The sequence below is a fragment of the Neisseria sp. P0020.S005 genome, from assembly GCF_051957055.1.
Classification (GTDB): Bacteria; Pseudomonadota; Gammaproteobacteria; order Burkholderiales; family Neisseriaceae; genus Neisseria; species Neisseria subflava_A.
The window spans coordinates 214748-229784 of sequence record NZ_JBQCWV010000003.1; the positions used below are offsets into that span (position 1 = coordinate 214748).

General features: G+C 47.9%; 12 protein-coding genes. 1 reads left to right on the top strand and 11 read right to left on the bottom strand.

Translation table 11 applies throughout. The features are described from left to right. Window positions 1–18 precede the first annotated feature (18 nt). The 8 genes from ACTHTU_RS04215 to ACTHTU_RS04250 form a co-directional block, all read right to left on the bottom strand. Window positions 19–1584, bottom strand: a complete 1566-nt coding sequence (locus tag ACTHTU_RS04215; RefSeq protein ID WP_440361843.1) for an ABC transporter ATP-binding protein — start codon at window positions 1582–1584, stop codon at window positions 19–21. An 81-nt stretch (window positions 1585–1665) separates the two neighbouring features. Further along, entirely contained in the window at window positions 1666–3219 is a 1554-nt protein-coding gene (locus ACTHTU_RS04220) for a fatty acid--CoA ligase (RefSeq protein WP_070824000.1), read from the bottom strand. Between the two features lie 321 nt (window positions 3220–3540). Then, window positions 3541–4326 (bottom strand): TatD family hydrolase, encoded by a 786-nt coding sequence (locus tag ACTHTU_RS04225; protein ID WP_070712283.1) that lies wholly within the window; start codon window positions 4324–4326, stop codon window positions 3541–3543. A 4-nt stretch (window positions 4327–4330) separates the two neighbouring features. Next, window positions 4331–4684 carry a PilZ domain-containing protein gene (locus tag ACTHTU_RS04230; protein ID WP_003682949.1) on the bottom strand — a complete coding sequence of 118 codons (354 nt, stop codon included), beginning with the start codon at window positions 4682–4684 and terminating at the stop codon, window positions 4331–4333. A 10-nt stretch (window positions 4685–4694) separates the two neighbouring features. Continuing rightward, entirely contained in the window at window positions 4695–5675 is a 981-nt protein-coding gene (locus tag ACTHTU_RS04235; protein WP_070712282.1) for a DNA polymerase III subunit delta', read from the bottom strand. A gap of 322 nt (window positions 5676–5997) precedes the next feature. Further along, window positions 5998–7314, bottom strand: coding sequence for an MFS transporter (locus ACTHTU_RS04240; protein WP_440361844.1), 1317 nt, complete (start codon window positions 7312–7314; stop codon window positions 5998–6000). Continuing rightward, complete coding sequence (ccoS, locus tag ACTHTU_RS04245; RefSeq protein ID WP_003681462.1) at window positions 7311–7499, bottom strand: cbb3-type cytochrome oxidase assembly protein CcoS; 189 nt, start codon at window positions 7497–7499, stop codon at window positions 7311–7313. The genes ACTHTU_RS04240 and ccoS overlap by 4 nt, the downstream gene beginning before the upstream one ends. Beyond that, window positions 7499–7804, bottom strand: coding sequence for an HLGFF motif protein (locus ACTHTU_RS04250; RefSeq protein ID WP_049344144.1), 306 nt, complete (start codon window positions 7802–7804; stop codon window positions 7499–7501). The genes ccoS and ACTHTU_RS04250 overlap by 1 nt, the downstream gene beginning before the upstream one ends. A gap of 236 nt (window positions 7805–8040) precedes the next feature. Here ACTHTU_RS04250 and ACTHTU_RS04255 point away from each other — a divergent pair, with 236 nt between their 5' ends. Further along, entirely contained in the window at window positions 8041–9237 is a 1197-nt protein-coding gene (locus tag ACTHTU_RS04255) for an acetate kinase (RefSeq protein ID WP_440361845.1), read from the top strand. A 179-nt stretch (window positions 9238–9416) separates the two neighbouring features. Here the strand turns inward: ACTHTU_RS04255 and ACTHTU_RS04260 are convergent, their stop codons facing one another. From ACTHTU_RS04260 to ACTHTU_RS04270, 3 genes are all read right to left on the bottom strand, one after another. After that, entirely contained in the window at window positions 9417–10682 is a 1266-nt protein-coding gene (locus ACTHTU_RS04260) for a histidine-type phosphatase (RefSeq protein ID WP_440361846.1), read from the bottom strand. Window positions 10683–10958: 276 nt separating this feature from the next. After that, complete coding sequence (locus tag ACTHTU_RS04265; protein ID WP_440361847.1) at window positions 10959–11966, bottom strand: IS5 family transposase; 1008 nt, start codon at window positions 11964–11966, stop codon at window positions 10959–10961. 79 nt (window positions 11967–12045) lie between these two features. Next, entirely contained in the window at window positions 12046–14808 is a 2763-nt protein-coding gene (locus tag ACTHTU_RS04270; protein WP_440361848.1) for a TonB-dependent receptor domain-containing protein, read from the bottom strand. Window positions 14809–15037 lie beyond the last annotated feature (229 nt).

Here is a 15037-nt window from a genome sequence, read left to right on the forward strand (position 1 = left end):
ATCGTAATCTTTAAAGATTCAGACGGCCTCTTGAACCATGTGGCCGGAGTGTGCAATCAAATGGCGCGTGTAGTCGCTGCTTGGATTGGCAAACACGTTTTCACATTCGCCTTCTTCAACGATTTTACCGTCTTTCAACACCATCACGCGGTGGGAAATGGCGCGGATGACGGCGAGGTCGTGGCTGATGATGATGAAGGCGAGGCCGTATTCTTTTTGCAGGCCGCTGAGCAATTCAAGGATTTGTTGTTGCCATTGGACATCAAGCGCGCTGGTTGGTTCGTCCAATACGAGGATTTTCGGGCGGACAATGATGGCGCGGGCGATGGCGAGGCGTTGGCGCTGGCCGCCGGAGAATGCGTGTGGATAGCGTTCGAGTGCATCTTCGGGCAGGCCGACTTGTTTGAGGACTTCTTGAACGCGGCGGCGCATTTCTTCGCGCGGCATTTCAGGTTCGTGTACGCGTAAGGCTTCGGAAACGGTATCAAAGACGTTCATGCGCGGATTGAATGCGCCGAACGGGTCTTGGAACACCATTTGGATTTCGCGGCGCAATTCATGTCGCCATGGCTCGCCGTTGATGTTCAGGCTGCCTTCGGAATCGATAAGGTGCATAACGGCTTTCGCCAGCGTGGTTTTGCCGCAGCCACTTTCGCCGATGATGCCCAATGTTTCCCCCGATTTGAGATCGAAAGAAACGGGGTTGAGGATGGTTTTGTCGCGTTTTTTAAACCAGCCGTCTGATTCTTTGACGGAGAAGGCGATTTGTTCGGCCTTAAGGACGGTGGCAGGGTTTTCAGGCAATGGGGCCACTCGGCGCGTTGTGCCGGCGTTGAGCAGCATTTTGGTGTATTCATGCTGCGGATTGGCGAAGACTTCGGCTGCTTTGCCGGTTTCGAGAATACGGCCGTCACGCATAACGGCGACATCGTCGGCAAAACGGCGCACAAGGTTCAAGTCGTGTGTAATGTAGAGCATGGTCATGCCGTGTTCTTCCTGCAGGCGTGAGAGCAGGTCGAGGATTTGGGCTTGGACGGCAACGTCCAAAGCGGTGGTCGGTTCGTCGGCAATCAGGAGCTTGGGCTGGGCTGATACGGCCATGGCAATCATGGCGCGTTGGCGTTGGCCGCCGGAAAGTTGGAAAGGGTATGCCTGGGCTTTTTGCTCGGGCTGGTGGATGCCGGTTTCGTCCAAGAGTTCGATAGCGCGCGTCCATGCCTGTTTTTTATCCAAACCCAAATGCAGGGACAGGACTTCGGCGATTTGTTCGCCGACGCGCATGACGGGGTTGAGGGCGGTCATGGGTTCTTGAAACACCATGCCGATTTCGCGGCCGCGCAGTTTTTGCAGGGCGCGTTCGGGCTGGGTCAGCAGATTGGTTCCGCAATATTTCAGACTGCCTTCAAAGGTAACCATCGGATTGAGGCGCATAATGCCTTGCGACAATACGGTTTTGCCGCTTCCGCTCTCGCCGACCAATGCCAGTTTGCGGCCGGGTTGCAGGGTAAGGTTGATATCGTACAAAACTTGTTTGCTCGGAAAGGAGCCGTTTAGGTTTTCGATTTCGAGTATAGGTGTAGTCATGGTCGTGGCCGTCTGAAAAGTTTGTTGATGACAGATTTTCAGACGGCCTGCATGAATCAAGGGGCCGTCTGAAACAGCGGTTTAGTCTTGAAACTGTTCTTTGAGTTTGCGTTTTAATACTTTGCCGGTGGCATTGCGCGGCAGCTCGTCTTGGAAGATGACTTGTTTGGGGATTTTAAAGTTTGCCAACAGGCCGCGCAGGTGGCTGCGGACTTCGGCTTCTTCCAGTTTCATGCCTTCTTTGAGTTGGATAAAGGCAATGATTTCTTCATCGGCGTATTGGTCTCTCACGCCGATTACGGCAGTGGCTTCCACAGCTTCGAGTTTGTAAATGGCTTCCTCGATTTCACGCGGATAGACGTTTTGGCCTTTGGAGATAATCAGGTCTTTTTTGCGGTCGACGATGAAGATAAAGCCGTCTTCGTCTATGGTGACGAAGTCTCCGGTTTTCAGCCAACCGTTGACAATGGTTTCATCTGTGGCGTCAGGCATATTGAGGTAGCCTTGCATGACCGAGCCGCCTTTGATGATGAGTTCGCCCACTTCGCCGCGCGGCACTTCGACCAATTCGTCATCGACGGCTTTCACGGTCAGGCCGGGCAGGGCGACGCCGACGCTGGCGGTTTTTTGGCGTTCGGGTGTATTGACGGCCACAACGGGCGAGCATTCGCTCAAGCCGTAGCCTTCCAGCAATTTGGCGCGCGGGAATTTGGCTTTAAAGTCGTCGATGGTTTGTCCGGCCAGAGGCGCACCGCCGCTAATAAACAGACGGACGCGGTTGAACCATCTGAAATACCAAGGGATTTTAGTTTTGCTCATGGCGGTGTAAATGGCCGGTACGCCGAGGAAAATGGTAGCGCGTTTGAGTAAAACCTGTTTCAACACGTTGGAGAACGGGAAGACGGATTTGACCAAAATAATCGAGCAGGCTTGATATATCGGCAGCAAAACCATGGCGGTCAGCGTAAAGCTGTGGAACATGGGCAAGAAGACGACGAAGCGGTCTTTTTGCGAAATTTGGAAAATTTGTTCGATGCCTGAAAGGTTGGAAAACAGGTTGCTGTAACTGATTAATGCGCCTTTTGGGTGGCCGGTTGTGCCGGAGGTGTAGATAATGTGCGCCAAATCGTTGGCAGACGGCTGACGGCTCAGATTCGGTTTGCCGGGGAATGTTCGCGCGGCATCGAAATAGCTGTCATCACTACTGGCAGCTTTGGTTTCGCCAATCCAGATGATTTTATTGACTTTGGTTTTGGCTTTGATGTTTTTGAGTTCTTTGGCCAACGGCGCGGAGGCAAACATGAAGCGTGCGCCGCAGTCATTGAGGATGTAGGAAAATTCTTCGCTTTTCAAAAAGACGTTGAGTGGGACGGCTACCGCGCCGATGGAAGTAATGGCGAAATAGGCGGCAATAAATTCGGGAGAATTGGAAACGACAAGGGCAACCCTGTCGCCATATTGTACGCCTTCGTGTTGCAGATAGGCGGCGACGGTTTCTACTTCGCGTTTGAGGGAGGAATAGCTGATTTTTTCTTTGTCGTTGAAAATGACTGTGCCTTTACCGTTTTTTTGGCAGGCTGCAGTCAGCATAGCGTAAAAATTAGGGTGGGTGTGCATTTCGGAGTTTGTGTCCATATTGTGTCGATTGATGTACGGTTTCGATGAACCGTTTATTTCGAAGGATAGGTTTTACATCCTATCGGTAAAATAAGCAAGAGGCCGTCTGAAAATACTTTCAGACGGCCTTGCGCTTTGCTGGGCTTAGGAAAGCAATATTTTGAATTTAAACTTATTTATTCTGTTGATGGGAATATTCCCATTCTTCAAAAGTCTGCCGTTCGGAAGATAGCGCAAGCCGATTGCGTTTCTGTCTCAAGCCATTTTGAGTTTACCGTTGAGTTTGAGGCAGAATCCTGATGACGGATTGGCAGAGCCAATGTTTAGAGACTTTGAGACCTAGCCATTGTTCAGACGGCCATCGGGTACTTTCTTAAACAGGCGATAGAAATTGTCGCTGGTGTTTTGTGCCAATGTTTCTAAACTCTCGCCGCGTAGATTGGCTAAGAACTCGGCTGTATAGCGGACGTAGGAAGGCTCGTTTTGTTTGCCGCGTTTGGGAACCGGCGCGAGGAAAGGCGCATCGGTTTCTACCAAGATTCTATCGGCAGGGACGTATTTGGCGGCTTCCTGTATCAGCGGCGCGTTTTTAAACGTCACAATGCCGGAGAAGGAGATGTACATGCCTAAATCCAAAGCGGCTTTGGCAAAGGCGATGTCTTCAGAGAAGCAGTGAATCACGCCGGAATTAGTATGGCATTCTTTCAAAATCCGCAATGTGTCTTCGGCCGCATCGCGCGTGTGGACGATAACGGGCAGGCCGCTTTCGTTGGCGGCTTGGATGTGGTCGGCAAAGCGTTGATGCTGCCATGACAAATCGCCTTTGCACCAGTAATAGTCCAAACCGGTTTCGCCGATACCGACGATTTTGGGATGTTTGGCCGCTTCTACCATTTCGGCAATGGTAAATTCTTCTGCTTCTTGGCTGTCGGGATGTATGCCGATGGTGCAGTAGATGTGGTCGTTTGCCTGAGCAATGTCGAAGACTTCGGCAAAACTTTGTTTGCTGACGCTGATGGCAAGCGCCTGTTTGACGCTTTGCGCTTCCATATTGGCAAAGACTTCGGGCAGGCGGTCTTTTAAGCCGTCAAAGTTGAGATGGCAATGTGAATCGATTAAATACATGGTATTACAGGGTAAAAGTAGTGCGGTCGCTGCGCAGGCGCGGGCCAAGCTCGGCTTCGATCAGGTTTTTTGCCTGCAGGCAGCTTTCGTGTTCGGAGAATGCAAGACCTACGCCTTTGGGGCGGTGGGCCGAAGTGCGCGCCGGATTGATCCAAACGACTTTGGTTGGCAGGAAGCGTTTGGGATAGTCGGCGATTTCCACGGCCAAGAGAATGTCTTCGCCTAGGGAGAATACGTCATCGGTCGGTACGAACAGGCCGCCGTGTTCTAAAAACGGCATATAGCAGTTGTACAACAGATTGGGGTCTTTGAGTTGCAAAGCCAACATCTTCGCCGGAATGTCTTTTTTATTCATCATTGATTACCTGTTAGGGTTTGTTTTGCCAAAAATCTAAATATTCGATAAGCAGATACTCAAGCTGCATTTTAACACTCAAGGTATGGTATCCGTAAGGGTTGAGCGCGTTCAGACGGCCCAATAGGGCAAACAGCTTGCGTGAATCGGTTTTAGAGGCTGTCTGAAGCAGGGCTTGGGCATGGTGCGGATAATAAAGCGGCGCCATGTTTTGTTGTGCCAAGCCGACATCCATCAGCCACTTTTGCAGCCAGTCGATGAAAACGGCCAGCGGTTGTTTTTGTTTGTCGAACGCGGCGGCGTAGTCGAGTATGGCCAACAGGCGCGGGGCAGCCAGCAGCGTCAGCAACTCTTCGCGCAATGCATCCAATTCGGGAGTCGGTGTGAATAAAGGCGCGCCGCTGTGGAATGCCAACAAGGCTTCGGCATTTTCCACGCCCTGTTGGCGCAGGTATGCCGCAGCCTGCTCATGGGTAGGCGAGGGCAACACCATCTGGCGGCAACGGCTTTTGATGGTGGGCAGGAGTTTGTCGCGCGCATGGGTAACGAGCAGGAAAACGACGTGTTGCGGCGGCTCTTCCAGAGCTTTCAACAAACCGTTTGCCGCCTGTGTATTCATGCTTTCGGCCGGATGTACCAATACCACGCGCAGGCCGCCACGGACAGCGGTCAGGTAAATGTTTTCCACAATATCGCGCACGGCATCGATTTTGATTTGCAGGAGTTTGCGTCCCGTTTCCTCGCCTTCGGGCATTTCCGGCGTGAGTTCGTAAAAGTCGGGATGGGTGTTTTGGCTGAACAAATGGCACGAAGCGCACTCGCCGCATGGTTCATGACTGGACTTGGGCGATTCGCACAGCAATGCTTGCGCGACAAAGCGGGCAAACTCGGTTTTGCCGGTATTTTCTTTGCCGGTAAACAGCCAAGCGTTGGGACGGTTTTGCCAATGGGCGGCGAGCTGTTGCCATTGGGTTTCATGCCATGGGTAAATCATATCGTTTGGGAACTATAAGGTAGGTGGTTATTATACTCTCAGGCCGTCTGAAAAAGGTTTCAGACGGCCTTTAATAAACTGCCCAAAAATTAACCAAATATTGTTTTGCTTTGAAATATCAATGATTAAGCTGACTTATTCACAGCCTTTGCACACGCTTGTTTGGGGAAAATGTGCATTTTGTTTGGGAGTAAAGTTGTGCTTAAAATTTAGGCAGATGTGTTTTTTAATTTTAAATCAGACAGTAATCTGATTTATGCACAAGCTGTCCACGCGATTGAACAGTGAAAATGTGCATGGTGGGGATATATTTCAGACGGCCTTATTTGCTGCTTTTCAACAAAGCGGTCAAATCCCCGATAAATTTTGGTTCCCGTTTGATGAGGTAAACAATCAACGGAAGATTACCCACGGCAACAATCAAATACAGCAACGTGATGCTGTCAAACAACATCAGCAAAACCGCGCTCAAAATGGCGGCTGACACCATAAATACGCCGTTGATGATGTTGTTGGCAGCGACCGCGTGGGCGCGGAAGGTTTCGCTGCTGGCAGTTTGCAGCCAAGTGTAGAGCGGTACGGAGAAAAAGCCTCCGAAAAAGCCGATGGCCGACATCACGAGCATAATCGGATACGCCTTGGCTTGCGATAAGAACCAAATAATGCCGTTTAATTCGGTAAAGCGTTGGCCTTGGGTCAGCCACACCAGCAATAATCCACAGACGGTCAGCCCCAGAGTGCCGATGGTAACCAAGCCCAAAATCAGGCGCTCATGGCTGAGTTTGGCGCATAACACCGAGCCGATGGCGATACCGATGGAGAATAGCGCCAACATCAGGTTGAACACATTATCGTTGCCGCCCAAATGGATTTGAGTGAACGTCGGCAGTTGGGTGGTATAAACCGAGCCGACAAACCAAAACCATGAAATACCGATGATGGAAGTAAATACGGGACGATTGGCTGCCGCTTCACGAATCAGTGAATTCGTACCTTTGATGATGTTCCATTCGATTTTTGTGTCCGGCATTTTAGCGGGTACAGACGGCATAAACAGGCTGGTCATCGTGCCGCCGATGGCGACCAATAATACCAAACCGCCGACAATATACGGCGGAACGCCTGCGACTGCGGTGCCCAAAATTTGGCCGAGCAAAATGGCGATAAACGTACCCGATTCAATCAGGCTGTTGCCCATAATCAGCTCTTTGTCGTTGAGGTAATCGGGCAAAATGGCATATTTCAGAGGGCCGAACAAGGTCGATTGCGTACCCATGCAAAACAGGCAGATTAAAAGCAAAGGTGCGGATTGGATGTAGAAGCCATATGCTGCCACTGCCATAATGATGATTTCCAACAGCTTGATCCAGCGCGCTAAAACGGCTTTATCGAATTTGTTGCTCAGCTGTCCTGACAGTGCGGAAAACAGGAAGTAGGGCAGAATAAACAGCATTGCGCCCAAATTCAGCATTTGGCTGGGCGGCAGCAAGTCATTTTTGCCCAAACCGTAAAAACTGATCATCACGAATAATGCGGTTTTGAATACATTATCGTTAAACGCACCCAAAAACTGCGTCCCAAAGAGCGGCGCAAAACGGCGGGTCGTGTGGAAATTCAGATTGTCTTTTTTAAGGCTCATTGTTTGGATTCTTTGTCTTCGTCTTTTTCGATCAGTTTTTCAGTGGAGTCGTCATCCATCAAAATGCGGTGCGCAGGTCCTTCAAGGTCGTCAAACTGTCCGTTTTTACCCGACCACCAGAAAAACCAGCCGATGATGAAGGCCAAAATAATGCTGATGGGGACAAGGATAAACATACTTTCCATTACATCGCTCCGGTCAAATCGGTCAGGATAAAGGTTTTACCGCTAATGGTCAGGTATTCGTTGCGCAACGAACCGATATTTTTATCGTCAAAAAACAGTTCGATACGGTCTTTAACCACGCGCCAGTATTGCGGGATATCGGTTTGCTCAAAAGGCGACAATACCGCCGCTTCGGCTGCGTCTTCACTTTGCAGCTTGATTACAAAGCGTCCGCTTTGCGGCGGATTTTGCGATTCATCGTCTGCCAACATAATAAAAAATCCGGCGTGTTCGCCGTCTTGAGTGTGGATACTGAAATAATGCATATCGGGGAAATCTTCAAATCTGCCGTCATTTTTTCAGACGGCCTAAAATAAAATTCCGTCCATTTTACATCAAATATTAAGTCAAGCAGCCGATTACATTTTTTGTTAGAATACGACGTTTACTTTGTTAATCTGTTCAGACCGCTACCCACTACGTCCCACAAGGGGTGCAACATAGCCGGAGCAGCAGTCAGGCCCCGACAAAAAATGCCGTCTGAAACCTCAAGGAGCATAAAATGACACAAAAATTAATCTTGGTTTTGAACTGCGGCAGCTCTTCCCTCAAGGGTGCTGTATTGGACAATGACAGCGGCGAAGTATTGCTGAGCTGCCTGGCAGAAAAACTCAATCTGCCTGATGCCTACATCACCTTCAAATTCAACGGCGAAAAACATAAAGTTGAATTGACTGCCAAGCCAGACCATACCGGCGCGGTAGAAGCCCTGATGGACGAACTCAAAGCCCACGGCCTCGACAGCCGCATCGGCGCCATCGGTCACCGCGTGGTAAGTGGCGGCGAATTGTACAGCGAATCCATTTTGGTTACTGACGAAGTTATCGACGGTATCGAAAAATGTATTCCACTTGCTCCTCTGCACAACCCGGCACACCTTTTGGGTCTGCGTGCTGCACAAAGCATCTTCAAAGGCCTGCCGAACGTTGTCGTATTCGACACCGCATTCCATCAAACCATGCCTGAACACGCTTACAAATATGCTGTTCCACATGAATTGTATGAAAAATACGGCTTGCGCCGCTACGGTGCGCACGGTACCAGCTACCGCTTCGTTTCTGACGAAACTGCGCGCTTCCTCGGTAAAGACAAAAAAGACCTGCGCATGGTGATTGCCCACTTGGGTAACGGCGCATCTATTACCGCCGTCGCCAACGGCGAATCACGCGATACCAGCATGGGTCTGACTCCGCTGGAAGGTTTGGTCATGGGTACCCGCAGCGGCGATATCGACCCTTCAGTTTTCAGCTTCTTGGCTGAAAATGCCAACATGACCATCGCCCAAATCACCGACATGCTGAACAAAAAATCAGGTCTGCTCGGTATTTCAGGTTTGTCCAATGACTGCCGTACCATCGAAGAAGAAGCTGCCAAAGGTCATCCAGGCGCCAAACTGGCTTTGGAAATGTTCATCTACCGCTTAGCTAAATACATCGGCAGCATGACAGTAGCGGCAGGCGGTTTGGACGCATTGGTCTTCACCGGCGGTATCGGCGAAAACTCCGACATCATCCGCGAACGCGTATTGGGCTACTTGGGCTTCCTCGGTCTGTACATCGACCAAGAAGCCAACCTGAAAGCCCGCTTCGGTAATGCTGGTGTGATTACCACTGCCGACAGCAAAGCTGTTGCCGTTGTGATTCCTACCAATGAAGAATTGATGATTGCACACGATACTGCCCGTCTGAGCGGCCTGTAATCCGTCATTATTGAAAACCTGCCCGAAAGGGCAGGTTTTTTGTTGTGTATAGATGAAGAAAATTTTGAGAATATATTGAGAAAAGCCGGTAAACATTACGTTTGCCGGCTTTTCCGTTTGATCCACTCGCAGTTTCTGCGAATTCTCTTTTAAGTATTTTTCATAGGGTTGCATGAATGCTATTTCTTACCGTTCTTAATACCCTCACTCAACACCTGTTGAAAACGCTCGTAATCACAAAAGCCCTTTTCATCTTTTTCACAGCCTTTGAGCGTTAAAGCTGTTTGGTTTGGTGGTGTCGCTAAACTTAATGGCGTGGTGTTAATCAGCTGTTCGGTAGATTGATACACATAATCCAACTTAAATTTGAGCTTACCACTTGGTTTGTGCTTCCATACTTCAAATAGCAGCTTGCCACCGATTGGGATATTTTCCAATGAACCATCTAATTCATAAGGCTCAACACCTAATGCAGCCAGCAGAGCGACGATATTAGAATCGTGTCCAACCAATAAGTTAATTTTATTTTCGCTATTTAGCTGCTGCTGAATAAATGCCAATAACGGATATGATGCATTTTGTGCTAACGCTTCATTGTTTTTAAATAAAGTGCGGTAATATTCGTTTTTAATTTCGTTAATTGCGCGCCATTTTTCTTGGCTATCCACACGACCGTTTGCAATTTCAGAATCAGGCTTACCCACATAATGTGCGAGCAATAATGCACTGACAATTTTCTTCCCGGTGCTGATAGAACCCGTAATCTTGACCGACTTGCCGTCTTTGATACTGTATTCACCGACTTTTCCACCTAAATCACATTCGCCTTTTTGCAAGCAGTTTGGTGAATTTTTATAATCGATGATTTCACTCAATAGCGCATAATTTGGCGCTAATTTTTGCTGTAAAGCGGTTAAATCAACGTTATTTTTTGCAGATTCAATCAAAGCTTGGCTTGGATTGTGCGCCTGCGTGTTAAAAATTGGATCTTTTTCTGAACCAATTTCACCGTGATGTTGCAGTTGAACATTACAGCCTGCAAAAGCTCCCGCCACAATGGCCTGACCTGTTGCAATGGTGCGTTGCACTCCATTCGCATAAGCGAAAATACCTTCACCCGATGCACAACGATCTGTCGTTGATAATCCTTTATCAGCAAGCCATTGTCCTAAATATTGGCCGAAATAGGTTTCTAGCACTGTCCCTTTTGCCGTGAGATAACCAGATGGCACATCCCATTTTGCCCACGCATACGGGGAATATTTCGCCATTTCTTGCGGATCTTTTTCCACTGGTGAACGCAATCCGTGTCGGCTGAAAATCAATACTTTCTCTAATTCATAATCAGAACTTGAGGAAGTTTGACCATTTTCTGTTGCAAACGCACTACTTGCTAAAGCTGAGCCAAGCAAAAGTGCGGTGAATTTTAGGGTTATTTTTTTCATATTCGATACCTAATCATTTAATGTTGAAATTGAGCTATAAAAATTCAAGGCATATTTGGTGCCGTAAACTAACACCATAAATACTGCAACAATATTGACTACCGCTTAATCAGTGCAATATTAAGATACTGAGACCTTTGCAAAATTCCTTTTCCCCCGACAGCCGAAATCCAAACACAGGTTTTCGTTTATTTCCGCTCCTAATTACTCCTGATTTTACCCAAATATCCCCTTAATCCCTCTTGGATACCTGATAATCAAGCATCCGGCCGCCTTTTAGGCGGCAACAGACACACTTAGCCTGTTGGCGGCTTTCAACAGGTTCAAACACATCGCCTTCAGATGGCTTTGTGCACTTACTTTGAGCAGCCCGAAATAGGCTGCCCGGGCATAGCGGAACTTACGGTGTAGCGTGCCGAAGCTTTGTTCGACCACATAACGGGTTTTCGACAAATACCGGTTGCGCTTGGTTTGCGCTTCCGTCAGCGGACGGTTGCGGTGGGCTTTGCGCATAATACCGTCCTGCAGCCGATGCTCTTCCAGATGTTGCTGATTTTCCTCACTGTCATAGCCTTTGTCGGCATAGACGGTCGTACCTTCGGGCAGACCTTCCAATAAAGGCGACAGCTGTTTGCACTCATGGGCGTTGGCGGGGGTAATGTGCGGTTTCTCGATATAGCCTTCCTCATCGGTACGGGTATGTTGTTTGTAACCGAGTTTGTAGATGCCGTTTTTCTTTATCCAACGGGCATCGCTGTCTTTACTCGGTGTGGTTTGGCCGCTGACTTGTCCTTTGTTATCGACTTCTATAGCCTGACGCTGTTTGCTGCCGGCAGTCTGAATAATGGTGGCGTCAACGACGGCAGCAGATGCTTTCTCTACTTTTAGGCCTTTTTCGGTCAGTTGTCGGTTAATCAGTTCCAGCAATTCGGACAGGGTGTCGTCTTGCGCCAGCCAATTGCGGTAGCGGCATAAGGTGCTGTAATCGGGGATGCTCAGTTCGTCAAAACGGCAAAACAGGTTGAAATCGATGCGGGTGATGAGGCTGTGTTCGAGTTCGGGATCGGAGAGGCTGTGCCATTGTCCGAGCAGGACGGCTTTGAACATGGACAACAGGGGATAGGCGGGACGGCCGCGGTGGTCTCGGAGGTAACGGGTTCTTTGACGATTCAGGTATTGTTCGATCGGTTGCCAATCAATCACCTGATCCAACTTCAACAGTGGGAAACGGTCGATGTGTTTGGCAATCATGGCTTGGGCGGTTTGCTGAAAGAAGGTGCTCATGGAAAATCCCCTAAATGTCTTGGTGGGAATTTAGGGGATTTTGGGGAATTTTGCAAAGGTCTCATACTGATAGATAGGTTTAGAACTTATAACTGATGGTAAACAGCAAAGTCCTGCCTCGTGCGTAGTTGTTCAAAACGGAGCGTGTCGTACCGCCATATTTGCCATTGCATAAACCGTTGGCATCACATTCGACCTCTTCATCATCCCAACCGCCTTTTCTTTCAAATACGCTGAAATAGCGCTGGGTTGCGGCATCGTTTGCGGCATCCAAAGGATCGACATAGCGTTTATTGAACGCATTTTGAATGTCGAAACGAAGGATAAGGTTTTTCTTCGGTTCATAATTGGCATAGAAATCAAAAATCATTGGCTGTCTGTTGATGCTTTCTGTTTTTTTGATTACCCTTCTGCCCATTTGATGCGAAGAGTAGGTATTGGCACCGGTTGTACCGTCAACAAATTCCTCCTCAGTCGTTGCCCGTGTACTTTTGCCGTAATAGCGCATAATGCCGCCGATGGTCAATTTGTTGCCCAACCATCGGGACCCTAATTCAAACCGACCGTAATCTCGGGGCAAGCGGGAAATTTTGCTTAAGCCGTAGCCTTGTTTGATTTGGTCTTCTTTAGAAGAGTTGCGGGGCGATTCGCTGGCATCGCTATAATTGGTCGGCTGGTTGGTTTTTTGATAGGCGTAAGACAGGGTTGTAAAAAAGCGGCCGAAATCATAGTTCATTTCCACTTCCAAACCGTTTTTATGGACAGGTTTGGCATAGTTTCGATGCTGGATGGAGTATTGCAGGCCGGTACTGGTTACCCAGCTGGGTGCTTTATCCAAATCCCACCATTTGCCATAAACATTGTGGATATAGTTGTTTATTCTGCTGCGGTAGGCGACCAGTTTGAAACCCAATACATCGTCCGGCTTGAAAATCCCTTTTTTGAAGGTATTGAAGCCTATTTGGTAAGTATTGGCCTGTTCCGGCTTAAGGGCTGTATTAACGCCCGAGTCGCCAATTTGTGAAAAATACATTTCTTGAATATTTGGCATTCTATGCGTACGCGAATAGCTGATAAACGGCATAAAGTAGTCGTTGACATTGATGTTTAATGCCACCGAATGGTTTACTGCATGCTTTTTACCGGATTTGGTATAAACCGGTTCGTAAAGGTCGCAGCTTGGCGTGCAATGCTGTTTATAAATTTCAGAATCTTCTCCAAATGCTTTTTTAAAGTCTTCTTGGGTATTGAAGTAGTCGGTATATTCGCCCTTATAGCGGTAGTTGACCATATTGGCGCTGTAATTCAATTGATAAATGCCTTTTTTCAAGGAAGTATCAAAATAGAACGTATTGAATTTTTGCTGGCCTGAAGGTTGCAATATCGTTGATTTTTGGGGAAAGATTCCTTTGTCGCCTTTGAAGCGGCCTAAAAAGCTGTACAGGCCGGCATCTTGATCCGGGCCGTCGTAAAACAGGCTCAGCTCTTCCGGAAAGCGGTTTTTACTGTATTGGTTTTTAAAGAAATTGAAACCGACAGTAGCTTTTAAATCTGTTTTTTGGGGAAGTTTGAAAGAAAAGCTGTTGTTGATATCCAAAAGATTGGCTGTGTTTTTGGTTTCCAAATAATCAAGCAGTCCCCATCCTGAAAAACGTGAGTTTTTCGGATATTTTTGTTTTCCCAAATTATGGGCAGCCAACACGTTTAAATCGACATAATCGCCAATGTTTAAGTTGTAATTGGCTTGGTAGTTGCGGTTTTCTACTTTGCGGCTGCCGATACGGTTGTTCATGGTACGAAGCTGAAGGTCCAGCTTGTTGTTGTCGTTTTCGTATTCCACTTTGACCAAATGGCTGTTTGAGCGTTGTTGCAGGCTGGTCGGGTCGATTGGAGTCAGATCCCATTGCGGTGCCAAATTCTCTTTCCAGCCTCTTTCCAAGTCATCGACATAATCTCTTTGCAAAACTTCAGGATCGTTATATTTTTTGGAGAAAGGGTAGTCCCAATAGCTTTTACCGACCGCATTGCGCTTGGAAAAGTCGCGAACCCAACGATTTTGCCCTTGGTCGAATTTTAATAAGTTGCGTTCAAAATATTCTTGTTTTTTACGGTCCAAATATTCTTCGCCAAAATTGCCGATACGCTGACCGCCGTCGCCTACTTTATAGTTTTGCTCGACATTACGGTGGCTGTAGCCATATAACGCGCCAAGGCGCGCACCGCTGTCAAACCATTTTTGTACTGCTCCGGTTGCCATAAAGTTGCTTTTGGTGCTGTTTGTGCCGGTCAATCCTTTGGTCAAGAGGCCGAAGGTATTGTTTCCGTGTACCACATCGTCTACCCGTAAAGTACGGAAATTGGCTGTACCGGATAAGGTATTGATGCCGTTGGCACCCGAGAAACTGCCTTTGGTTACATCCACGCCGGCAATAAAATTGGGATCCAGTGCCGTACCGAATTGGGAGGAGCTGCCACTGCGTCCGGCATCGGCAGAAGTGGAATAGAAGGTTTGGGTTACGCCGTCAACCATTGTGTTGACACGTCCCAAACCGCTATCGCCACGGATATTGACTGCCAATACGCCCGATCCCTTGTCTTGTTGGGTGAAAACGCCGGGCATGCTCCGAACGATGGTATCAATGTTTTCGCTGGATTGATAAACGCGTTCACGCGAACTTTTGGCTTGGCCTTCGGTAAAAACTTTTTTCTCTTTGGCAATGTGTTTACCTTTGACTTGAATTTCATCAAGCTCTTGAGTTGAAAACTCTTCTTCTGCGTGTGCGATACTTGTTATAGCCAGTAAAGATAATGTTAGTAGATTTAATTTGAAATTCGGATTCATGATAGTTACCTCAGAAACGAAGCTGCTACTGTATAACATATTATTAAACTTTACAAATATTTTGATAATGGTTTTTATTTGTTAAAAAATAAAGTAGATCCTTGTTTCAGGAGATAATCCAACCGCATATGATTAATCTGGCTGAAAAGATAAAGCAGGTCTGAATTTGAATTGGGTTGGTCGAGAAAAGGGGAGATTTAATTGAATTTAAACGGCCGGAAGAAGAAAA